This window comes from Aeromicrobium tamlense (assembly GCF_013408555.1).
Classification (GTDB): domain Bacteria; phylum Actinomycetota; class Actinomycetes; order Propionibacteriales; family Nocardioidaceae; genus Aeromicrobium; species Aeromicrobium tamlense.
Genome location: NZ_JACBZN010000001.1, coordinates 1,086,146 through 1,107,016, shown reverse-complemented (window position 1 = coordinate 1,107,016; position 20,871 = coordinate 1,086,146). Strand labels below are relative to the sequence as shown.

Below are 20,871 nucleotides of genomic sequence, written 5' to 3'. Positions count from 1 at the left end.
GGAGCCCACGGCCGGGGCCCAGGAGTAGCCGGGAACATTCCGCACCCTCCCGCCGTTGGAAGCGGTGACGAGAGGAGAGCGGAATGACCATCTGGATGAAGCCCACGCTGACCGACGAGAAGATCGAGGCGATGGAGCCCTTGGCGGCGTTCCGCTACGCCGAGGAGCTGCTGGACTCGCGCTTCCCGCGTGAGGCCGCCCGCGTGCTGCGGCCGCTTACCGAGGCCGAGCCGCGCAATGCCGCCGTGTGGGAGCTGCTGGGCCGTGCGCACTTCGCCGCCGCCCACCTGGGCCCGGCCGAGGAGGCGTTCCGCACGCTGGTCGATCTCGAGCCCACGAGCGCCTGGGCGCAGACCGCGCTCGGCCTGTCGCTCGACCGGCAGAGTCGTCACCGCGAGGGCGCGGTGCACCACCGCCTCGCCGCCGCGATGGGCTCCAGCGCGCGCGACGCCACGCGCGTCGAGCTGGTCGACCGCCCCGCCGACTGACCGCGAGCACGGCCCCGTCTGTTTGGATGGGGCCGTGTTCACCGTCGGAAGCACCTTGCCGGACGCCCCCGGAAGATCGGGCACCATCGAGACCCCGCACGGCTCGATCCGGACCCCCGCCTTCGTCCCCGTGGGCACGAAGGCCACGGTCAAGGCCGTGCTGCCCGAGTCGATCTCCGAGCTGGGCGGGCAGGCCGTGCTGGCCAACGCGTACCACCTGTACCTGCAGCCCGGCGCCGACATCGTCGAGGAGGCCGGCGGGCTCGGGGCCTTCATGAACTGGCCCGGTCCCACCTTCACCGACTCGGGTGGCTTCCAGGTGCTGAGCCTGGGCGCCGGGTTCAAGAAGACCCTCGCGATGGACGCGGTGGGCACCGAGGCCGACGACGTCATCGCCCCCGGCAAGGACCGCCTCGCCCACGTGGACGACGACGGCGTCACGTTCAAGAGCCACCTCGACGGCTCGAGGCACCGCTTCACGCCCGAGGTCTCGATGGGCATCCAGCACCAGCTCGGCGCGGACGTCATCTTCGCGTTCGACGAGCTGACCACGCTGATGAACTCCCGCGAGTACCAGGAGGAGTCGCTCGCGCGCACGCAGGCGTGGGCGCGGCGCTGCCTCGACGAGATCGAGCGGCTGCGCGCGCTGCACCCCGACCGTCCGCGCCAGGCGCTCTACGGCGTCGTGCAGGGCGCCCAGCACGAGGACCTGCGGCGCCGCGCGGCCCGGGGCCTGGCCGACCTGGCCTTCGACGGCTACGGCGTCGGCGGCGCGATCGAGAAGGAGAGCCTCGGCACGATCGTGCGCTGGGTGACCGACGAGCTGCCCGACGACCGCCCGCGGCACCTGCTCGGCATCGGCGAGCCCGAGGACCTCTTCGAGGGCGTCGAGGCCGGCTGCGACACCTTCGACTGCGTCACGCCCACCCGGGTGGCGCGCTCGTCGCGCGTCTACAGCGCCACTGGTCGCTACAACCTCATGGTGGCGGCCTCGCGCCGCGACTTCGGGCCCATCGAGGACGGCTGCGACTGCTACACCTGCACGCACTACACGAAGGCGTACCTGCACCACCTGTTCAAGGCGAACGAGTACAACGCCGCGACGCTGTGCTCGATCCACAACGAGCGGTTCTTCGTGCGGCTCGTCGACGCGATGCGCGCGGCCATCGAGAACGGCGACTTCGCCGAGCTGAAGCAGGACTGGCTGGGCCGCTACCTGGCGGGCCGGCGCTGAGTCAGGCCGCGAGGTAGCTGGGCTCGCGCCGCTTGAGCCCCGCGATGACCCGCACCGTGACGGGCATGACCAGCAGCTCGACGCCGACCTTCAGCACGACGCCCATGACGAAGTAGTTCACGAAGGCGCCGAACGTGGTGACGCCGATCGCGGAGGCGGCGATCGCGCAGAAGATCAGGGTGTCGGCGACCTCGCCCACTCCGGTGGAGCCGATGAGTCGGGCGACGAGGCGACGCTCGGCCGAGCGCTGCTTCATCCGCACCAGGACCCACGAGTTGAGGAGCTGCCCGACGACGTAGCCGGCCAGGCTGGCCAGCACGATCTGCGCGACCGGGCCGAGGACGGCCTCGTACGCCGCCTGGTTCTCGTACCAGGACGCGCCGGGCAGCAGCTGGACCACGAAGAACGTGGCGGTGGCCAGCGCGGCGGCCGCGAAGCCGGTGAGGATCGCTCGGCGGGCGGCGCGCAGGCCGTAGACCTCGGAGATCACGTCGCCGAGCACGTAGGCCAGCGGGAACAGCACGACGCCGCCGTCGACGACGAGCGGCCACAGCTGCACCGGACCCAGCATCACCTGGCCGGAGCCGATCTCGACGGCCTTGCTCGCGACGATGTTCGACACGACGATCACGACGCAGAACATCGCGATCAGGACGTCGTAGTGGGTGGAGCCGCGGGAGGCGAACCGGACGACGTCGGGGCTCGGCGTGGACGTGTGGGACACGACCGCCATCCTCCCACGGCGCGCCCCGCGCCGACCCGGCGTGGGCCCGGTGGGAGAATCGTCACATGAGCCTGCCGACCACCACCGACGTCCTCGTCGTCGGCGCCGGTCCCGCCGGCTCCTCGGCCGCCGCGTGGACCTCGCGACTCGGGCTGGACACCGTCCTGGCCGACGCGGCCACGTTCCCGCGCGACAAGACCTGCGGCGACGGACTCACCCCGCGCGCGATCGCCGAGCTCGAGCGTCTCGACCTCGGTGACTGGGTGCGCGGCCACACCGTGAACCGCGGCCTGCGCGCCGCCGGCTTCGGCCAGGAGCTGCTGCTGCCGTGGCCCGGCGGCTCGCTGCCCGACCACGGCTCGGCGGTCCCCCGCACCGAGCTCGACGACCGCATCCGGCAGCGCGCCATCGACGCCGGCGCCACCGGGATCGACGGCGCCCGTGCGGTCGACGTCGAGCGCGGTCCCGACGGCTCGGTCACCGGCGTCGTCTTCGACACGGCCGCCGGCCGCCACACGATCGCGTGCCGTCGCCTCGTCGTGGCCGACGGGGTCCGCTCTCCGCTGGGCCGCGTGCTCGGGCGCGAGTGGCACCGCGAGACCGCGTACGGCGTCGCGGGCCGCAGCTACGTCAAGTCGGGACGCGGCGACGACCCGTGGATCTCGTCGCACCTCGAGCTGCGCGGTGAGAGCGGCGAGCTGCTGCCCGGCTACGGCTGGATCTTCCCGCTGGGCGACGGTCGCGTGAACCTCGGCGTGGGCGCGCTGGCCACCGCGAAGCGCCCGGCGAAGGTCCAGATCCGCCCGCTCATGGAGTACTACGCCACCCTGCGCCGCGAGGACTGGGACCTCGGCGCCGACCTGCACCTGCCCACCTCGGCGCTGCTGCCGATGGGCGGCGCCGTGTCCGGCGTCGCCGGACCCAACTGGATCGTCATCGGCGACGCCGCCGGCTGCGTCAACCCGCTCAACGGCGAGGGCATCGACTACGGGCTCGAGACCGGACGCATCGGCGCCGAGCTGCTCGCCACGGGCGACTCCCCCGCCGCGGCGTGGCCGGCCATGCTGACCGCGCACTACGGCCCCGCCTTCTCGATCGCACGGCGTCTCGCGGGCCTGCTCACCGTGCCGCACCTGCTGCCCGCCGCCGGCCCGATCGGCATGCGCTCGCACGCGCTCATGACGATCGCCCTGCGCGTCATGGGCAACCTCGTCACCGACGAGGACCACGACCTCACCGCGCGCGTCTGGCGCTGGGCCGGCCGCCGCTCGATCCGCCTCGACGAGCGCCCGCCCTTCTCCGACTGACGTTCGCCCGCCCTCCGCACTTCTGGAACGCGATGCACGCTTTCGCCGCCCGGAAGCGTGCCTCCCGTTCCAAAAGTGGTGGGTGGGGGCCGGTACCCTCGCGGGGTGCTGAGGATCTCGACCGTCAACGTCAATGGCATCCGCGCCGCGTGGCGCAAGGGGATGAAGGAGTGGCTCGAGGGCCGCGACGCCGACATCATCACTCTGCAGGAGGTGCGCGCGCCCGACGCGATCGTGCACGAGATCCTCGAGGGCACCGGCTACCACGTGGTGCACACCGAGGCCGCGGCGAAGGGCCGCGCCGGCGTCGCGGTGATCAGCCGCCTCGAGCCCACCAGCCACCGCGTCGGCAACGGCGACGCGTTCTTCGACGACGCCGGACGCTGGATCGAGTCCGACCTCACCCTGGCCGACGGCTCGGTCCTCACGGTCGTCAGCGTCTACGTGCACTCGGGCGAGGCCGGCACGCCGCGCCAGGAGGAGAAGTACCGCTTCCTCGACCAGATGACCAAGCGGATGGCCGAGCTCGGCGGGATGGACGGGCACGCGCTCGTCACCGGCGACCTCAACGTCGGCCACACCGAGCTGGACATCCGGAACTGGAAGGGCAACCGCAAGAAGGCGGGCTTCCTGCCCGAGGAGCGCGCGTACTTCGACCAGTTCTTCGGCGACCTGGGCTGGTACGACGTGCACCGTCACCTCGCCGGACCCGTCGAGGGCCCGTACACGTGGTGGTCGATGCGCGGCCAGGCCTTCGACAACGACACCGGCTGGCGGATCGACTACCAGATCGCGACCCCCGAGCTGGCGCAGTCGGCCCGCGCCGCGACGGTCGACCGGGCGGCCAGCTGGGGCGAGCGCTGGTCCGACCACGCGCCGCTCACGATCGACTACGACCTCGGCTGAGCGGCAGATACATAGCCCCGTGATATAACGGGGCTATGGAAGAGATCGCCGACATCACCGACGTGCTGCGTCGGCTGAGCAACACGATCGCGCGCCGCACGCCCCGGCTGGAGACCAGCCGAGCCGCGGCGAGCAGCCTGGCCATCCTCGACTCCGAGGGTCCCCAGCGCATCACCGCCCTGGCCGAGCGCGAGGCGGTGTCGCAGCCTGCGATGACCAACCTCGTGCAGCGGCTCGAGGCCCAGGGCCTCGTCACGCGCGCCGCCGACCCGGCCGACGCGCGGGCCAGCCTCATCTCGATCACGCCCGAAGGCCTCGCCGTGCTGCACGAGCGACTGCGCCTGCAGGACGAGCTCATCGCCGCGACCGTCGCGCGCCTCTCCCCCGACGACCGCGCCGCGATCGCCGCCGCCCTGTCCGCCCTCACCCACTTCACGGAGTCGCATGAGTCACGCTGAAGCCCCGCACCTGTTCCGCCAGCCGAAGGCCGTGTACGCCGTCGCCTTCGCCTGCGTCATCTCCTTCATGGGGATCGGCCTGGTCGACCCGATCCTGCCGGCGCTGTCATCCGAGCTGGACGCGACGCCGAGCCAGGTCACGCTGCTGTTCACCAGCTACCTCGTCGTCACCGCGGTGATGATGCTCGTCACCGGCTGGGTGTCCAGCCGCATCGGCGCCAAGCGCACGCTGCTCGTCGGACTGGCGATCATCGTGGTCTTCAGCGCGCTGGCCGGCTCGGCCGACAGCATCGGCGGCATCGTCGCCTTCCGTGCGGGCTGGGGCCTGGGCAACGCCCTGTTCATCGCGACGAGTCTCGCGGCCATCGTCTCCAGCGCCCGGGGCGGCTTCGCCGGCGCGATCATCCTCTACGAGGCGGCGCTCGGCCTGGGCATCGCCGCCGGTCCGCTGCTCGGCGGCGTGCTGGGCGACATCAGCTGGCGCGGCCCGTTCTACGGCGTGGCGCTGCTCATGTCGCTGGCCCTCGTCGCGACGACGCTGCTGCTGCCGGCCACCCCGAAGCCCGCCACCCCGACCTCGCTGTCCGCTCCCCTGCGCGCCCTGCGCCACCGCGGCCTGCTGCTCATGAGCCTCACCGCTCTGCTCTACAACTGGGCCTTCTTCACGATGCTGGGCTACGCGCCGTTCCCGATGGAGCTCGAGGCGATGCAGCTGGGCTGGGTGTTCTTCGGCTGGGGCGTGCTGGTCGCGATCTTCTCGGTCGTCGGCGCGCCGCGCCTGCAGGCCCGCTTCGGCACGGCCGTGTCGCTGTACGGAGCACTCGCCGGCTTCGCGGTGGTGCTGGCGTGCATCGCGGCCTTCCCCGACGACCGCGCGGTCCTGGTGACCTGCGTGATCGTGTCGGGCGTCTTCATCGGCATCAACAACACGCTCACCACCCAGGCCGTCATGGTCATCTCGCCCGTCGAGCGCCCGGTGGCGTCGGCCGCGTACGGCTTCGTGCGCTTCATCGGCGGCGGACTCGCGCCGTTCGCGGCGGGCCAGCTGGTCGAGGCCACGAACCTGCACGTGCCGTTCGCGATCGCCTCGCTCGCCTGCCTCGCGGCCATCGCCGTCCTGACCACGAACCATGCCGCCCTGCGCCGTGCGGACGCCGGGATGGACGAGGACGCGCACGCCGATCGCGAGGCCGGTGAGGTGGCGGGAGAGGTCGCCGACGAGTTCGGCGGGGCGCCCGGCGCGATCGACGACTTCGAGACGGCCGACCGCCGCTGAGCGGGGCCGGAACAGGTGCGGGGGACGCGCCGTCCCCCCGGATGCACGCCCCCCGCTCGGCCCTCCGGCGGACCGGCGGGCACCACCCCTGGCGGGTGGTTCTTCCTGACTATACCGACGTAGTCACTCGGGTGGGTGTCGCGGCGCGCCGCGTTCACGCGACATTCACTCCGACGCGGTGTCTCAGGGGCCTGCCCCGACCCCTTCCCGTGTCGTAGGGTGGTGCCAGTTGCACGACGTTGGACAGCAAAAGGATGCGGTTCCCTCCGGGGCGTGGTTCCTCTCGCGGTTGGATGTGCGTCGCGACCGTCGGCCGTGACCATCGCGTCCGACCATCGCCAGAAGGATCAAGAGGAGAAAGACCATGGCCACCGGTACCGTCAAGTGGTTCAACGCCGACAAGGGCTTCGGATTCATCGCCCCCGACGACGGCGGCGAGGACGTCTTCGCGCACTACAGCGCGATCCAGTCCAGCGGCTACCGCTCGCTGAACGAGAACCAGAAGGTCGAGTTCGACGTCGAGCAGGGCCAGAAGGGCCTCCAGGCCGCGAACATCCGTCCCCTCTGAGACGGACTCACTGCCTGACGGCTGCACAGCCTGAACGCTGAACGCCAAGAACCCCACCACCGCGAGGTGGTGGGGTTCTTGCTGTCAGTGCCGGGAGGGAGCCGGACTCACAGGGCGGCGAACCGCCTCCACCCGCTCGCGTCTCCGAAGCAGTCACGAGGGGTGACGGAAGGACGATTCGAAAAGCCGCGCGGGCCCGTGGCCCAGAGGCGCTGCATTCCCCATGACGTCGGCGAGCCGAGTCGTCCCCCACCGATGACGATAACCGACCCGCACCTCGAAACGCCAGTGAAATCTCAGGCGGATATCGCGACGCGCACGATCCGGTCGTCGCCGTCACGGGGACGGCCGCGGCCGTCGGTGTTGGAGGTGCCGAGCCACAGCGAGCCGTCGGGCGCGGCGGCCACGGCGCGCAGCCGGCCGAGCTCACGCGTGAAGAAGGCGCGCGGCTCCCCCGTGGACGTGCCCTCGAGCGGCACCTGCCACAGGCGCTCTCCGCGCAACGCCGCCACGAACGCGCGGTCGCCGCTGATCGCGAGCCCCGCGGGAGAGGCGTCGGCGGTGGGCCACGTGACCTTAGGACGGACGAAGCGGCCGTCGTCGCTGTCGCCCTCGACGATCGGCCAGCCGTAGTTGCCGCCCTTGACGATCCGGTTGAGCTCGTCCTGGCTGCGGTCACCGAACTCGCTGGCCCACAGCCGGCCCTCGCCGTCCCAGGCGAGGCCCTCGACGTTGCGGTGGCCGTACGACCAGACCTCGTTGCCGAACGGGTTGCCGTCGACCGCGCGCCCCTCGGTGTCGATGCGCAGGATCTTGCCGTTGAGCGAGTCGCGGTCCTGCGGCGTGCCGGTGTTGGCGGCGTCGCCGACGGCGACGAACAGGTGGCCGCGACGGTCGAAGGTCAGCGCGCCGCCCTGGTGGTTGAAGGCCTTCGCGAGGCCCGTCAGGATCGGCTCGGCGCGACCGATGCGCTCGCCGTCGAACGCCAACCGCACGACGCGGTTGTCCTCCGGGCCGGTGAGGTAGACGTAGAGGGCCGACTCGTCGGGCGCGACGGCGAGGCCCTGCAGACCGCCCTCTCCCCCCGGCGCCACGCCGGGCACGTCGCCCACCCTCGAGACGTCGCCGTCGGCGGTGACCCGCACGATCGAGGCGTCGTCGCGCTGGGTGACCAGGGCCGTGCCGTCGGCGAGGAACGCGATCGCCCAGGGCACGTTCAGGCCCGTGGCCACGGTGCCGTCGACCCGCGGGTCGACGGCCTGCGGAGCCGGCGGGGTGGTCGTGGTGGCGGTGGTGGTCGGCGAGGCGGAGGGGCTCGAGCCCGTGGACCGGCTGGGACGCGGCTCGGGATCGTCGCCGCTGCACCCGGCCAGCCAGGCGGCGCCCAGCGCGGCTCCGCCGACGATGACGCTCCTGCGATCCATGACCCGATCATGCCGCAACCAGCGGACTCGCCCTAGTCGTGGAATGCCACAGTGGACGAGGACGTTGACAGCAGTAACCGACGAAAGGCCATCATGACCACGATCAACCTGACCGCCGACACGTTCCAGGACACCGTGACCTCGGACGGCATCACCCTGGTGGACTGGTGGGCCGGCTGGTGCGGGCCGTGCATGCAGTTCGCGCCGGTCTACGAGGCCGCCAGCGACCGCCACCCCGACATCACCTTCGCCAAGATCGACACCGAGGCCGAGCAGGAGCTGTCCGCCGCCGTGCAGATCTCCTCGATCCCCACGCTGATGGCGTTCCGCGACGGCGTGCTGCTGTACGCCCAGCCCGGCGCACTGCCCGCCGACGCCCTCGACGAGATCATCGGCCAGGTCCGCGCACTCGACATGGACCAGGTGCGCCGCGAGATCGCCGAGCAGGAGCAGGCCCAGTCGCCCGACGTCCCGGAGGCCTCGCAGAACTGAGTCCCCGCGCTGGGATACTGGGGTCATGAGTCGTGTGACGTGCCCCGAGGTGTCCTCGCGCATCATGACCGCCGAGGAGGCGGTCGAGTTCATCCGTCCCGGCGACAACGTCGGGATGAGCGGCTTCACCGGCGCGGGCTACCCCAAGGCGATCCCGCCCGCGCTCGCCGCGAAGGCGCGCGCCGCTCACGACGCCGGCGAGGACTTCCGGATCGGCCTGTGGACCGGTGCCTCCACCGCTCCGCAGGCCGACGGCGTCCTGGCCGAGGCGCACGCGATCTCCAAGCGCCTCCCGTACAACTCCGACCCGCTGCTGCGGCGCCAGATCAACGCCGGTGAGGTCGACTACGTCGACGCCCACCTGAGCCACTCGGCGCAGCAGATGTGGTTCGGCTTCTACGGCCCGCTCGACGTGGCCGTGATCGAGGTCACCGCCGTCCTGCCCGACGGGCTGCTCGTGCCGGGCAGCTCGGTGGGCAACAACAAGACCTGGCTCGACCAGGCCGACCGCGTGATCCTCGAGGTCAACCACTGGCAGCCGCGCGAGCTCGAGGGCTTCCACGACATCTACCCCGGCACGGCGCTGCCGCCCCACCGGCGACCCCTCGTGCTGACCGAGCCGATGCAGCGCATCGGCGAGCCCTACCTCAAGGTCGACCCCGCCAAGGTGGTCGCCGTGGTGGAGACCCGCGAGCCCGACGCCGGCGCCGCGTTCTCCGCCCCCGACGACGTCTCCCGGGCGATCGCCGGTCACGCGCTGGACTTCCTGCGCGGCGAGGTCGGCGCCGGCCGGATGCCGCCCGAGCTGCTGCCGCTGCAGTCCGGCGTCGGCAACGTCGCCAACGCGGTGCTGCAGGGACTCGACGACAGCGAGTTCACCAGTCTCGTGGCGTACACCGAGGTGCTCCAGGACGGCATGCTCGACCTGCTCGACTCGGGCACGCTGCGGGCGGCGTCCACGGCCTCGTTCGGCCTGTCGCGCGAGGGCATGGAGCGCTTCCACTCCGGGATCAACGGGTACAAGGGCCGCATCCTCATGCGCAGCGAGGAGATCTCGAACCACCCCGAGGTCGTGCGCCGGCTCGGCGTCATCGCGATGAACGGGATGATCGAGGCCGACATCTACGGCAACGTGAACTCGACCCACGTGATGGGCAGCTCGGTGATGAACGGCATCGGCGGCAGCGGCGACTTCGCGCGCAACGCGTACCTCAACTTCTTCCTGACGCCGTCGACGGCGAAGGGCGGCGCGATCTCCACGATCGTGCCGATGGTGAGCCACGTCGACCACACCGAGCACGACGTGCACGTCGTCGTCACCGAGCACGGCCTGGCCGACCTGCGTGGCCTGTCGCCGCGGGCGCGGGCCGAGCGGATCATCGCGAACTGCGCGCACCCCGACTTCCGGCCACGGCTGCGCGACTACCTCGAGCGCGCGCTGGCGCAGCGCCCCGACGCCCGCCACACCCCGCACCTGCTGGACGAGGCCCTCTCGTGGCACCAGCGCTACCTCGACACCGGCCGCATGTGACCCGCCAACCCGTTCCCACTCTTGGAGCGCGTTGCACCGTTCTGGCGCTCAGAACGGTGCAGCGCGTTCCAGAAGTAACGAGGTGGGGGCGCGCGGCGACCGTCCTCGTGGCGTGCGCCGCGCTGGCCGCCTGCACCACCGACGCTCCCGGAAGGACCGACTTGTCCGACGCCTCGCTGCCCACCGTGTCCGCCTCGCCGAGCCCGAGCCCGGAGCCGACTCCCCCGCCGGACTTCGCGGCGCTCGACCGGCTCGTCGACGCGTCCGGGTCCACGTGCACGCTCGTGCTGCGCGGCGACGAGGTCGTCCACGAGCACCCCGCCGACTCGCGCCACGCGACCCGTCGGGTCTACTCGATCACCAAGTCGGTCACCGGGGTGCTGCTGGCCGCCGCCGCGGCCGAGGGCGAGCTCGACCTCGACGACCCCGTCGCGCGCCACGTGCCGCAGTGGCCCGACGAGTCCGCCGACGTGACGATTCGCCACCTCATGTCCATGACGTCGGGTCGGGCCTGGACCGAGGCGCTCGACGCCGCGATGATCCGCACGGGCGACCAGACCGCCGCCGCACTCGCGACCGGGCAGCAGGACCCCGCGGGCGAGCAGTGGCGGTACGACAACCTGGCCAGCCAGGTGCTCTCGGCCGTCCTGGAGTCCGCCGTGGGCGACGTCGAGGCCTACGCGCGCGAGCGGCTCTTCGGACCGCTCGGACTCGCCGACACCTCGTGGGAGCGCGACGCCGCCGGGAACGTGAAGACCTACGCCGGGATCGTCTCCTCGTGCGCCGACCTGGCCCGGCTCGGCGTCATGATGCGCGACGGCGGGCGGTTCGAGGGGCGCCAGATCCTGTCCCCCGCGGCCGTGTCCGAGCTGACCACCACCTCGTCCGACCGGAACGCCGCCTACGGCCTGCTGTGGTGGACGAACGCGCAGGGTCGGGTCGTGGAGGTCCGCCGCGCCGCGGGCTTCGACGTCGACCGCGAGCCGTACGAGGGCCGGCTGGCCCCGTCCGCGCCGGAGGACGCCTTCTGGGCGCTGGGCTGGGGCAACCAGCTCCTCGCGGTGGTGCCGTCGGAGGACCTCGTCGCCGTCCGGCTGGGTCCGAAGCCCGCCGGCCCGGACGACCTCACGTTCGACTCGTTCACCGGCGCCGTGCTCGGCGGCTGGGACGTCACGCAGCCGTGATGAACGAGCGCATGCCGATCGAGCCGAGGTCGATCTCGGCGTTGAAGAAGCCGATCTCCTCGTCGGCCTCGAGCAGGCTCAGGGCGGCGACCATCGGGCGGTAGTGGTCGTCGGTGGGCACCGCGATGCGGGCCGCCGACCAGTTCCGGTACGGATCCACCAGCCTGGCCACGTCGCGCGTGGCGAGCGCCTCGGCGGTCTGGGTGTCGAACTCCTGCGCCCAGTCCCAGGCGGGTCCGCCGCCCCAGCGGACGCGGCCGAGCGCGTGCACGATGTTGCCGCTGCCGATGAACACGACGCCGCGGCGGCGCAGGTCGCGCAGGCGCGCGAACAGGTCGTACAGCTGCGGCAGCGGCATCGAGTAGTCGATGCTGATCTGCAGCACGGGCACCTGAGGCGCCGGCGCGAGGAACTTCAGGACGCTCCACGTGCCGTGGTCGAGGCCCCATTGGCTGTCGAGGCGCGCCTCGTACTCCACGAGGTGCTCGGCCAGGAGGCGCGCGACCTGCTCGTCGCCGTGCGACTCGTACTTCACGCGGTAGAGCTCGTCGGGGAAGCCGCCGAAGTCGTAGATGATCGGGTTCCTCGGCGCGTCGGTGATGTGCGTGCCGCCGGGCGTGAGCCAGTGCGCGCTGATGACCACGATCGCCTGGGCGTCCGGCAGGCCGGCGCCGACGCGCTCCCACTCGCGGGTGAACGTGTTGTCCGCGAGCGCGTTCATCGGGTTGCCGTGACCGACGAACAGCACGGGCATCCGCGGGCTCGGGACGAGCCGGTTCGTGAGGTCGGAGAGCGAGTGCGTGGGCACGGTCTCGGGTCGCAGGTTCATCATCGACTCCTGATAGTTGATGGTTCAACTATACCAGACGACGGGACGTTTGCGAGCGTGCGCGACAATGGAGGGATGGCCACCCCGACCGAGTTGCAGATCGCACTCCGGCACCCGGTCAGGTTCGTTCAGGACCAGGAGGACCCGGCCCGGTCGGTCTTCGTCTTCGACACCCCGAGCGGCCCCCTCGAGGCCACCGCGAACGAGGCCGTCGGCCCGCTCAGCGGCGGCATCCGCGCCCTCACGGCCGACCCCAGCGTCCGGGCGTGGGCCACCCCGTCGATCGTCGCGCTGCGCCTCATGGCCACGGGCACGCTCGCCTCCCCCGGCTCCTCGGAGCTGCAGCAGATGCTCGACGCCGGCCGGTCGGTCGGCCCGACGCCGGCCGAGGGCCAGGCCGCGATCCGCGCCTTCCTCGCCGCGCTCGTCGCGGGCGCGCCCGCCGTGGCCACCACCCCGCAGCGCCGCCGCGAGACCGAGCAGCCGCGCCCCACGATCGAGCGGCCCACGAGCTTCTCGTACCGCCTCGACATCACGCTCAGCGAGGACGCCGACGCGATGGCCGACCTCGAGCTGCAGGTGCGCCCGCAGGCCCTGAACCGCGCGTCCGTGCCCGCGCCCGCCGTGCTGACGCGCGACGACCACCACCTCGGCGAGGCCGCCCGTCCCGCCCTCGTCGCCATGCTCGAGCGCCTCGCCGTCAGCTGGCCGCCCGCCGACCAGCTCGCCCGCGAGGGCCGCGCCCGGGTGACCCCCGAGGAGCTCGGCGCGCTCGGCCAGGGACAGCCGCTCATCGCCGCGCTGGCCAACCGGATCGAGATCGCGTGGCCCGAGGGGCTGCGTCGCGACGTGCAGGCCACCGGCGTCGTCAGCCGGGTCGACGGCGAGGAGCCCCGCCTCGACCGCGAGCACGACCGGCCCCGCGCCTTCACGTCCGACCAGCTGTTCCGCTTCGACTGGAGCGTCTCGGTCGGCGGCGAGCACCTCACGCGAGCCGAGGTCGAGCAGCTCGCGGAGTCGCAGTCGGGCATGCTCCACCTGCGCGACCGCTGGGTCATGGTCGACCAGGCCCAGGTCGCCCGCGTGCTGGAGGGCCACGGCCGCACCCTGGGCGCCGGCGAGGCCCTGCGCGCCGCCGTCACGGGCAGCCTGGAGATCGACGGGCTCGAGACCGAGGTCGACACCGTTGGCTGGCTCGAGGACGTGCGACGCCGACTGGCCGAGCAGGACGCCGACATCGCACCCGCCGTGCAGCCCGACGGCCTGGACGGCAGCCTGCGCGAGTACCAGCTGCGCGGCCTGCGCTGGATGAGCCAGCTCGTCGACCTCGGGCTCGGCGGCATCCTCGCCGACGACATGGGCCTGGGCAAGACACTCATGCTCATCTCGCTGCACCTGCACCTGGACTCCCCCGAGCCCACGCTGGTCGTGTGTCCGGCGTCGGTGCTGGCCACGTGGGAGCGGGAGATCGCGCGCTTCGCGCCGAGCGTGCCCGTGTCCCGGTACCACGGTCCGCGCCGCACCCTCGACGACGCCAAGACCGGCTTCGTCGTCACCACCTACGCCACGATGCGGTCGAGCGTCGAGGAGCTGCGCCGTCACCGCTGGAACCTGGTCGTCGCCGACGAGGCCCAGCACGTGAAGAACCCCGGCAGCGGCGCCGCGCAGGCCCTGCGCCGGATCGACTCCGAGGCCCGCATGGCGCTGACGGGCACCCCGGTCGAGAACCACCTCGGCGAGCTGTGGGCGCTGCTCGACTGGACCACGCCCGGCCTGCTGGGCACGCGCGAGCAGTTCCGCCGCGAGTGGTCACGCCAGATCGAGCGCGACCACGACACCGAGCGCGCCGCCCAGCTCTCGCAGCTGATCCGGCCGTTCGTGCTGCGTCGCCGCAAGTCCGACCCCGGCATCGCGCCCGAGCTGCCGCCGAAGATCGAGACCGACCACCGCGTGCCGCTGACCCGTGAGCAGGTGGGGCTCTACGAGGCGGTCGTCCAGCGCACGATGTCCGAGATCGCCGACTCCACCGGCATCCGCCGCCGGGGTCTGGTCGTCAAGCTGCTCACCCAGCTCAAGCAGATCTGCAACCACCCGGCGCAGTTCCTGCACGAGCCCGAGGCCCGGCTGCCCGGGCGCTCGGGCAAGCTCGAGGCGTTCGACGAGCTCGTCGAGGAGATCGTCGACGAGGGCGGCGCCGCGCTCGTGTTCACCCAGTACGCGCAGATGGGCCGGCTGCTCGCGCGGCGGCTCGGCGAGCGCAAGGTGCGTCACGACTTCCTGCACGGCGGCACGCCCGTCAGCCGGCGCGAGCAGATGGTGCGCGCGTTCCAGGACGGCCAGACCGACGTCTTCGTGCTGTCGCTCAAGGCCGCTGGAACGGGCCTCAACCTGACCCGTGCCGACCACGTCGTGCACTACGACCGCTGGTGGAACCCGGCCGTCGAGGACCAGGCCACCGACCGCGCCCACCGCATCGGCCAGACGAGGAACGTGCAGGTGCACCGCCTCGTGGCCGAGGGCACGATCGAGGAGTCGATCGCCGAGCTGATCAGCGCCAAGCGCGCGCTGGCCGACGCGGTCGTCAACGCCGGCGAGGGCGCGCTCACCGAGCTCACCGACGCCGAGCTCGAGGTCCTGGTCCAGCTGCGCTACTGAGCGCCGCGGTCAGGCGGTGCCGCCGAGGCGGCGGCGCGATCCCACCGGACGGCGCTGCGCGATGGTCAGCACCATCCCCAGGTCGAGCTCGAACTCGTTGACGACGCGGGCCATGCCACCGCTCTCGCCCAGCCCCGACGGGTCGACGGTGAGCAGGTGCAGCATCGACGGCCCGCCGGCCTCGCGCACGCGCATCTGCGTGCCCGGGCGCAGGCCCATGCTCGCGGGGAACACGATCGCGACGTCCGAGGCGCCCAGACCGCGTCCGGCGGAGATCAGTCCCGCCGCGATCTCGTCGGCGAGGTCCTCGGTGTAGTCGCGGGCGCACACCGACGTGGCGACGAGCTCGGCGTCGGACTCGACGATCGTGTCGACGGTGCCCGCGGCGGCGGAGGCGTCGTTGAGGCGGCGCGAGCGGCCTCCACGGTAGGCGGTGAAGCCGGCGGACTTCGCGGCCCGCTCGGCCACGACCTGGACGAAGTCGCCGAACAGCTGCTCGGTGCTCCACAGGAACGCCCGCGTCGGGCCGTCGGCGCGACCGCCGGTGCCGTTCTGCGGGCCCATCGCCAGCATCCGCGCGACGTCGAGCGCCTCGCCGAGGAAGCCGAACTGTGGCGTCAGCCGGAGGCCGTCCATGATCGCCGGCGGCGGCAGGTCGCGGGAGGCCTCGGGGAACAGGTCGGCGTAGGCGCGCAGCTCGGACTCCAGCCACGGCTGCTGCACGGCGCCCGCGAGCTCGGTGCACGCCCACGTGAGCGCGGAGGTGACCGGGCCGTCGGCGACGAACTCGGAGAAGCGGCAGTCGACGCTGTACGGGTCGACGACGCGGCGCCACATCCGGCCCGCGTCGACCTGGCCGCGGATCGAGGCCGTGACGGCCGTGCGCTCGACGTAGGTGCGCGGCACGCCCTCGGACGAGGCGCGCCCCATGGCACCGGCGACGATCATGCCGAGCAGGTCCGACAGGCCCGCGTGGCGCGTGCCGCGGTCGACCCGCGGCACCCACTCGAGGTGGTGCACTGTGGTGAGGATCGTCAGCATCGAGACGCGCCAGCCCGGGTCGTGGCGCAGGAAGTGCGGCATGATCTCGATCGTCGAGTCGCCGAGCGAGACGAAGCCCGCGACGCCGCGCACCTCGACCGTGCCCGCGGCCTCGTCGATGACGAACGGCTCCTCGGCCAGGCCGAGTCGGGTGGCCAGCTCGGACGAGCGCAGGCGCAGCTCGGCGAGGTCCGACGCGGTGCCCGTGAACGGCTGGGCGGGGCCGCCCTCGAGGAGGGTCTGCGCGCCGATCATCCGCGCACCAGGAAGTCCAGGGTGATGGCGGTGTCCTCGTGGGACTGTCCCATGAGGCTGTCGACGGCCAGGGCCCGGCCCGTGACCGTCCGCGTGCGGAAGGGGTAGTTCGCCGGAGCGTTGCGCGAGTTCACGCGCAGCAGGTCGGCCAGCTGATCGGGTCGGGCGCCGAAGCGGTCCCGGATCTGCGGCCAGATGTCGTGGTCCCACACGCGCTGCAGGTCCTCCCATGTCGCGATCTTCCAGAAGTACAGGTGCCCGAGCTCGTAGTCCTGCCCGAGCCGCTCGGTGATCTCGTCGTTCAGGTAGGCCAGCAGCGCGACGGCCGCGGCCTGGGGCGTCCAGTGCTCGGCGTCGATGTCCGGCGCCGTCGCGACCTCGAGGCTGACCCCGAGGTGCTGGGCGAGGAAGTCCAGGTCGGCGTAGGCGTCGATGCGCTCGAAGCGCCGGCCGATCGCCGAGTCCAGCGGCGCGACCGCGCGGTCGACCGAGTTCATCGTGGCCAGGATGTGCACGTCGTGGGGGAAGGTCCACGGCTGCGGCAGCATGTACGAGTCGCCCGAGAGCATCCAGATGGGCTCGGTGACGGGGTCGCCCGTGGGGCTGCGCTGGACCTTCGGCAGGTTCACCGGGATGGCCGAGCGGGTGTTCCCGTCGCGGCCGCGGCGGTAGGACGTGTCCATGTAGGTCATGAAGTCGCCGAGGATCTTCGGCACGTTGCCACGGTTGATCTCGTCGATGACGAGCAGCGCCGAGCCGCGGCCCTGACGGTCGAGCCGGATCGCGAGGTCGAGCAGGCGGCCGGCGAACGGCGCCAGGCGGATGCCCTCGCCAGTGGGACGCAGGCCGACGATGAAGTCCTCGTAGCCGTAGTCCTGGTGGAAGGTGACCCAGTCGGTGATGACGGGCGGCACGACCGGCGACGCCTCGAAGCCCGAGCTGAACGGATGGTCGACACGGTGGGGGTCGATCTCGATGGCCTCGCCACCGGTCCACTTGTCGTCGAGGATCTGCCGGACCTGCGCGACGGCGTGCGTCTTGCCGGTGGCCGGAGGTCCGTAGATGAGGACGTTCTTGCGGTCGCGGAAGGCGTCGAGGATCTTGCGCGCGAGCGGCGTCAGGCTCTGCACCGAGCCGCTGCCGACGCTGATGACGCCCGACTCCGAGCCGGTGAACAGCGGCTGGCACGACGACGGCCAGCCGGGCGGCAGCGAGGCCCCCGTGGTGTGGCCGGCGAAGTACTGGCCCGTGACGGTGCGCGCGACGTAGACGTGCAGGCCGCCGAGCTCGGCCAGGACGGCCTTGGCGTCCTCGACCGAGGTCGGGATGCGCAGGTCGGGCCAGCCGTGCAGCGGGAGCCACGCGGGGTGACGCTCGTGCCGCTCGTCGTGGCGGTTCTGCCCGGTCAGCTCGTAGACGCCGTGACGCCGGTGGGCCTTGAACACGAGCGGCGCGGAGACGGAGGGATCGCCGACGACGTGCGGGACGATGCGCACGTCCTGCCAGCCGTCGGGCGAGGCGAAGCGGTCGAGGCCGGCGAACTCCAGCAGGTCGGCGACCTGGCGGATCTCCACGCTCGTCCTCCCGCGCAGCACCCGCGTGGACTTCTCCATCGAGTAGTAGTCCTCGGGGCTGATCTCGCGCCACCAGATGCGTTCGACCTTCACCGTCCCGCCTCCCTTCGTCCGCCGCTCGGTCCTGTTGCCTGCGACGGTGAGACGGCGCGGCACGCGCCCCATGACGCAACTCTCGTCACATTTCTTCCACGAGTCACCCTGGTTGTCCCGCGTACCCTACGAGTGTGGGCTGGTTCACACGTCGTCGGCGACGCGAGCGCGCGGTCGTCCTCGCGACCCCGACGCTCGACGGCCGCACCTGGCCGGCCGACGACCCCGGCGCCCGCACGGGATTCGGCGCGTCCACGACCCATCGCCTCGGGCTGGACGCCGCGTTCACGCCCGAGGCGCACGAGGTCGCCGACCTGCTGACCGCGCACCTCGTGCCGCTGCTGCCGATCGACGCCTCCCCCGACGACCTGCCCCACGTGGTCGACGTGCTGCGCAGCGCCGCCCAGGCGGGCGCCGGACTCGGGATCGTGGACGCGCGCAGCACGACGCTCGCGTCCGACCGGATCGGGCCCGAGGTGGCGGGCGCACTGGGCGAGGCCGAGCGCGACCTGCCGCCGATGCCGGCGGAGCTGCGCCGGCAAGCGCGCTTCCTGATGCACGCCGGGCACCACGTGGCGCGGCTCGGTCCGGGCGTCCTGCCCGCCCTCGAGGCCGAGATCACGGGCTCCACCGCGGCGGGCTGAGCGCGCCGCCGAGCGGCGACGAAGGCTCCCGGCACGACCGTTCGTCGCAGAATCCGGTCGTTCATCGCACGCGCGCCGTGGCGGGACGGCGCCGGAGAGCCACCCCACCTAGCGTCGGATGTGACCGCCGTCACTGTGATGCCGGTCACGCACTCCGATCATCACCCTGGAGGTGAAGCTGTGAGCAAGTCGACCGAATCCGACTCGGCGTCCCCGGCGCCGACCGAGCGCGAGGCCGCGTACATCGCCGTCCTCGCGTCGCCGGAGTTCCAGGAGCTGAAGCGCAAGCACCGGAACTGGGTCCTGCCGGCCACGGGCGCGGCCCTGGTCTTCTACTTCGTCTACGTCCTCGCGTCCACGTACGCCGTCGACTTCATGAGCCAGAAGCTGTTCGGCAACATCAACGTCGGGCTCGTCTTCGGGCTGCTGCAGTTCGTCGCGACCTTCGTGGTGACGATGGCGTACGTCCGCTACGCCGACCGTGAGCTCGATCCCCGCTCGGCCAAGATCCGCGACGAGATGGAAGCCGAGGGCCTCGCATGATCACCACCTCCCTGCCCGCCCTCGCGCGGGCCGCCGAGTCCGAGCAGGTCGGCAACACCACCCTGAACATCGCGATCTTCGCGGCCTTCGTGGTGCTGACCCTCGTCTTCGTGATCCGGGCGAGCCGCACCAACAAGAGCACGTCGCAGATGTACACCGCCGGCGCGTCCTTCACGGGTCGCCAGAACGGCTTCGCCATCTCGGGCGACTACCTGTCGGCCGCCTCGTTCCTGGGGATCGCCGGCGCCATCGCGCTGACCGGCTACGACGGCTTCCTCTACAGCATCGGCTTCCTCGTGGCCTGGGTCATCGCCCTGCTGCTGGTGGCCGAGCTGCTGCGCAACACCGGCCGGTTCACGATGGCCGACGTGCTGAGCTTCCGCATGCAGGAGCGTCCCGTGCGCACCGCCGCGGCCGTCTCGACGCTCGTCGTGTCCTTCTTCTACCTGCTGGCCCAGATGGCCGGCGCCGGTGGCCTGGTCGCCCTGCTGCTCAACATCAACGACTCCTTCGGCCAGGCCCTGGTCATCGCCGGAGTCGGCGCGCTGATGATCGTGTACGTCCTCGTCGGCGGCATGAAGGGCACGACCTACGTCCAGATCATCAAGGCGATCCTGCTGATCGGCGCCGCGCTGCTGATGACCGTGTGGGTCCTGGCGCAGTACGGCTTCAACTTCTCCGACCTGCTCGGTGACGGCGCCGCCGCCGGTGCCGCCCTCGAGCCGGGCAAGAAGTACGGCCTCGACGGCGTCACGAAGATCGACTTCATCTCGCTGTCGGTCGCCCTGGTGCTGGGCACCGCGGGCCTGCCGCACATCCTCATGCGCTTCTACACCGTGCCCACGGCCAAGGAGGCCCGGAAGTCGGTCGTGTGGGCCATCTGGCTGATCGGCCTGTTCTACCTGTTCACGCTGACCCTGGGCTACGGCGCCGCGGCGCTCGTCGGTCCGGAGCGGATCGCGGCGGCACCCGGCGCGGCCAACTCGGCGGCACCGCTGCTGGCGTACGAGCTGGGAGGCACCCTCCTGCTCGGCATCGTGTCGGCGGTGGCGTTCGCGACGATCCTCGCGGTCGTCGCCGGCCTCACCATCACCGCGTCGGCCTCGTTCGCGCACGACATCTACACGAACGTGATCCACCGCGGCAAGGCGCCGGACGGCCAGGAGGTCAAGGTCGCCCGCATCGCGGCGATCGTCATCGGCATCGTGGCGATCCTCGGTGGCATCGCGGCCAACGGCCAGAACATCGCGTTCCTCGTCGCGCTGGCGTTCGCGGTCGCGGCCTCGGCCAACCTGCCGACGATCCTCTACTCGCTGTTCTGGAAGCGGTTCAACACCCGCGGCTGCCTCTGGAGCATCTACGGTGGCCTCATCATCACGGTCGGGCTGATCGTCTTCAGCCCCGCGGTGTCGGGCTCCGAGACGGCGATGTTCCCCGACCAGGACTGGTCGTGGTTCCCGCTGGCCAACCCGGGCCTGGTGTCGATCCCGGCCTCCTTCCTGCTGGGCATCATCGGCACGCTCACCAGCAAGGAGCACCTGGAGATCAAGGCCGCGGAGATGGAGGTCCGCGCCCTCACCGGTGCGGGCGCGGAGGGCAAGGCGCTCGACCACTGAGGACGAGCACCTGGCAGACGCGACGATGG

At 71.9% G+C, this 20,871-nt stretch carries 19 protein-coding genes; 14 read left to right on the top strand and 5 right to left on the bottom strand.

Annotated elements, in window-relative coordinates; all coding sequences use genetic code 11:
• The first annotated feature begins 83 nt into the window (after positions 1–83).
• Together BJ975_RS16685 and tgt are read left to right on the top strand one after the other, a co-directional pair.
• Entirely contained in the window at positions 84–488 is a 405-nt protein-coding gene (locus tag BJ975_RS16685) for a tetratricopeptide repeat protein (protein WP_179424183.1), read from the top strand.
• A gap of 34 nt (positions 489–522) precedes the next feature.
• Complete coding sequence (tgt, locus tag BJ975_RS05495) at positions 523–1,722, top strand: tRNA guanosine(34) transglycosylase Tgt (protein WP_179424182.1); 1,200 nt, start codon at positions 523–525, stop codon at positions 1,720–1,722.
• 1 nt (position 1,723) lies between these two features.
• Here tgt and BJ975_RS05490 read toward each other — a convergent pair whose 3' ends face one another.
• Positions 1,724–2,446, bottom strand: a complete 723-nt coding sequence (locus tag BJ975_RS05490) for a queuosine precursor transporter (RefSeq protein WP_396336570.1) — start codon at positions 2,444–2,446, stop codon at positions 1,724–1,726.
• A gap of 65 nt (positions 2,447–2,511) precedes the next feature.
• On the opposite strand from BJ975_RS05490, the gene BJ975_RS05485 reads away from it, so the two are divergent.
• The 5 genes from BJ975_RS05485 (at position 2,512) to cspE (ending at position 6,961) form a co-directional block, all read left to right on the top strand.
• On the top strand, positions 2,512–3,753 hold the full coding sequence (locus BJ975_RS05485) for a geranylgeranyl reductase family protein (protein ID WP_179424180.1): 1,242 nt from the start codon (positions 2,512–2,514) through the stop codon (positions 3,751–3,753).
• 105 nt (positions 3,754–3,858) lie between these two features.
• Positions 3,859–4,659 carry an exodeoxyribonuclease III gene (locus tag BJ975_RS05480; RefSeq protein ID WP_179424179.1) on the top strand — a complete coding sequence of 267 codons (801 nt, stop codon included), beginning with the start codon at positions 3,859–3,861 and terminating at the stop codon, positions 4,657–4,659.
• Between the two features lie 35 nt (positions 4,660–4,694).
• On the top strand, positions 4,695–5,117 hold the full coding sequence (locus tag BJ975_RS05475) for a MarR family winged helix-turn-helix transcriptional regulator (protein WP_179424178.1): 423 nt from the start codon (positions 4,695–4,697) through the stop codon (positions 5,115–5,117).
• Positions 5,104–6,393, top strand: coding sequence for an MFS transporter (locus BJ975_RS05470; protein ID WP_179424177.1), 1,290 nt, complete (start codon positions 5,104–5,106; stop codon positions 6,391–6,393). Before BJ975_RS05475 ends, BJ975_RS05470 begins: the two co-directional genes overlap by 14 nt.
• A 364-nt stretch (positions 6,394–6,757) precedes the next feature.
• On the top strand, positions 6,758–6,961 hold the full coding sequence (gene cspE / locus BJ975_RS05465) for a transcription antiterminator/RNA stability regulator CspE (protein ID WP_179424176.1): 204 nt from the start codon (positions 6,758–6,760) through the stop codon (positions 6,959–6,961).
• Positions 6,962–7,257: 296 nt separating this feature from the next.
• On the opposite strand, the gene BJ975_RS05460 is transcribed toward cspE, so the two are convergent.
• Complete coding sequence (locus BJ975_RS05460) at positions 7,258–8,385, bottom strand: PQQ-dependent sugar dehydrogenase (protein WP_179424175.1); 1,128 nt, start codon at positions 8,383–8,385, stop codon at positions 7,258–7,260.
• Positions 8,386–8,436: 51 nt separating this feature from the next.
• Between BJ975_RS05460 and BJ975_RS05455 the strand changes: the two genes are divergently transcribed.
• The 3 genes from BJ975_RS05455 to BJ975_RS05445 all read left to right on the top strand — a co-directional run bounded on the left by BJ975_RS05455 (position 8,437) and on the right by BJ975_RS05445 (position 11,592).
• Positions 8,437–8,877 carry a thioredoxin family protein gene (locus tag BJ975_RS05455; protein ID WP_325064599.1) on the top strand — a complete coding sequence of 147 codons (441 nt, stop codon included), beginning with the start codon at positions 8,437–8,439 and terminating at the stop codon, positions 8,875–8,877.
• 25 nt (positions 8,878–8,902) lie between these two features.
• Complete coding sequence (locus BJ975_RS05450) at positions 8,903–10,408, top strand: acetyl-CoA hydrolase/transferase family protein (RefSeq protein WP_179424173.1); 1,506 nt, start codon at positions 8,903–8,905, stop codon at positions 10,406–10,408.
• 161 nt (positions 10,409–10,569) lie between these two features.
• Positions 10,570–11,592 (top strand): serine hydrolase domain-containing protein, encoded by a 1,023-nt coding sequence (locus tag BJ975_RS05445; protein ID WP_179424172.1) that lies wholly within the window; start codon positions 10,570–10,572, stop codon positions 11,590–11,592.
• Here BJ975_RS05445 and BJ975_RS05440 read toward each other — a convergent pair.
• Complete coding sequence (locus tag BJ975_RS05440) at positions 11,579–12,421, bottom strand: dioxygenase family protein (RefSeq protein WP_179424171.1); 843 nt, start codon at positions 12,419–12,421, stop codon at positions 11,579–11,581. The genes BJ975_RS05445 and BJ975_RS05440 overlap by 14 nt on opposite strands.
• A gap of 75 nt (positions 12,422–12,496) precedes the next feature.
• Here BJ975_RS05440 and BJ975_RS05435 point away from each other — a divergent pair, with 75 nt between their 5' ends.
• Positions 12,497–15,076, top strand: a complete 2,580-nt coding sequence (locus tag BJ975_RS05435) for a DEAD/DEAH box helicase (protein WP_179424170.1) — start codon at positions 12,497–12,499, stop codon at positions 15,074–15,076.
• A 9-nt stretch (positions 15,077–15,085) separates the two neighbouring features.
• Here the strand turns inward: BJ975_RS05435 and BJ975_RS05430 are convergent, their stop codons facing one another.
• Both BJ975_RS05430 and BJ975_RS05425 read right to left on the bottom strand, forming a co-directional pair.
• Positions 15,086–16,372, bottom strand: a complete 1,287-nt coding sequence (locus BJ975_RS05430) for a 5-methylcytosine restriction system specificity protein McrC (RefSeq protein ID WP_179424169.1) — start codon at positions 16,370–16,372, stop codon at positions 15,086–15,088.
• Positions 16,369–18,039, bottom strand: coding sequence for an AAA family ATPase (locus tag BJ975_RS05425; protein WP_179424168.1), 1,671 nt, complete (start codon positions 18,037–18,039; stop codon positions 16,369–16,371). Before BJ975_RS05425 ends, BJ975_RS05430 begins: the two co-directional genes overlap by 4 nt.
• A 134-nt stretch (positions 18,040–18,173) precedes the next feature.
• On the opposite strand from BJ975_RS05425, the gene BJ975_RS05420 reads away from it, so the two are divergent.
• From BJ975_RS05420 to BJ975_RS05410, 3 genes are all read left to right on the top strand, one after another.
• Positions 18,174–18,683, top strand: a complete 510-nt coding sequence (locus tag BJ975_RS05420) for a hypothetical protein (RefSeq protein ID WP_179424167.1) — start codon at positions 18,174–18,176, stop codon at positions 18,681–18,683.
• Positions 18,684–18,863: 180 nt separating this feature from the next.
• Positions 18,864–19,226, top strand: coding sequence for a DUF485 domain-containing protein (locus BJ975_RS05415; RefSeq protein WP_269302529.1), 363 nt, complete (start codon positions 18,864–18,866; stop codon positions 19,224–19,226).
• A complete protein-coding gene (locus BJ975_RS05410; RefSeq protein WP_179424166.1) occupies positions 19,223–20,842 on the top strand; it encodes a solute symporter family protein in 1,620 nt (539 codons plus the stop codon). The genes BJ975_RS05415 and BJ975_RS05410 overlap by 4 nt, the downstream gene beginning before the upstream one ends.
• Positions 20,843–20,871: the final 29 nt, after the last annotated feature.

Excerpts from the sequence above, each read along its gene's own strand:
- BJ975_RS05440 (WP_179424171.1), bottom strand. The coding sequence starts at position 12,421 with ATGAACCTGCGACCCGAGACCGTGCCCACGCACTCGCTCTCCGACCTC.
- BJ975_RS05450 (WP_179424173.1), top strand. The coding sequence starts at position 8,903 with ATGAGTCGTGTGACGTGCCCCGAGGTGTCCTCGCGCATCATGACCGCC.
- cspE (WP_179424176.1), top strand. The coding sequence starts at position 6,758 with ATGGCCACCGGTACCGTCAAGTGGTTCAACGCCGACAAGGGCTTCGGA.
- BJ975_RS05435 (WP_179424170.1), top strand. The coding sequence starts at position 12,497 with ATGGCCACCCCGACCGAGTTGCAGATCGCACTCCGGCACCCGGTCAGG.
- BJ975_RS05470 (WP_179424177.1), top strand. The coding sequence starts at position 5,104 with ATGAGTCACGCTGAAGCCCCGCACCTGTTCCGCCAGCCGAAGGCCGTG.
- BJ975_RS16685 (WP_179424183.1), top strand. The coding sequence starts at position 84 with ATGACCATCTGGATGAAGCCCACGCTGACCGACGAGAAGATCGAGGCG.
- BJ975_RS05430 (WP_179424169.1), bottom strand. The coding sequence starts at position 16,372 with ATGATCGGCGCGCAGACCCTCCTCGAGGGCGGCCCCGCCCAGCCGTTC.
- BJ975_RS05410 (WP_179424166.1), top strand. The coding sequence starts at position 19,223 with ATGATCACCACCTCCCTGCCCGCCCTCGCGCGGGCCGCCGAGTCCGAG.
- BJ975_RS05475 (WP_179424178.1), top strand. The coding sequence starts at position 4,695 with ATGGAAGAGATCGCCGACATCACCGACGTGCTGCGTCGGCTGAGCAAC.
- BJ975_RS05485 (WP_179424180.1), top strand. The coding sequence starts at position 2,512 with ATGAGCCTGCCGACCACCACCGACGTCCTCGTCGTCGGCGCCGGTCCC.
- BJ975_RS05460 (WP_179424175.1), bottom strand. The coding sequence starts at position 8,385 with ATGGATCGCAGGAGCGTCATCGTCGGCGGAGCCGCGCTGGGCGCCGCC.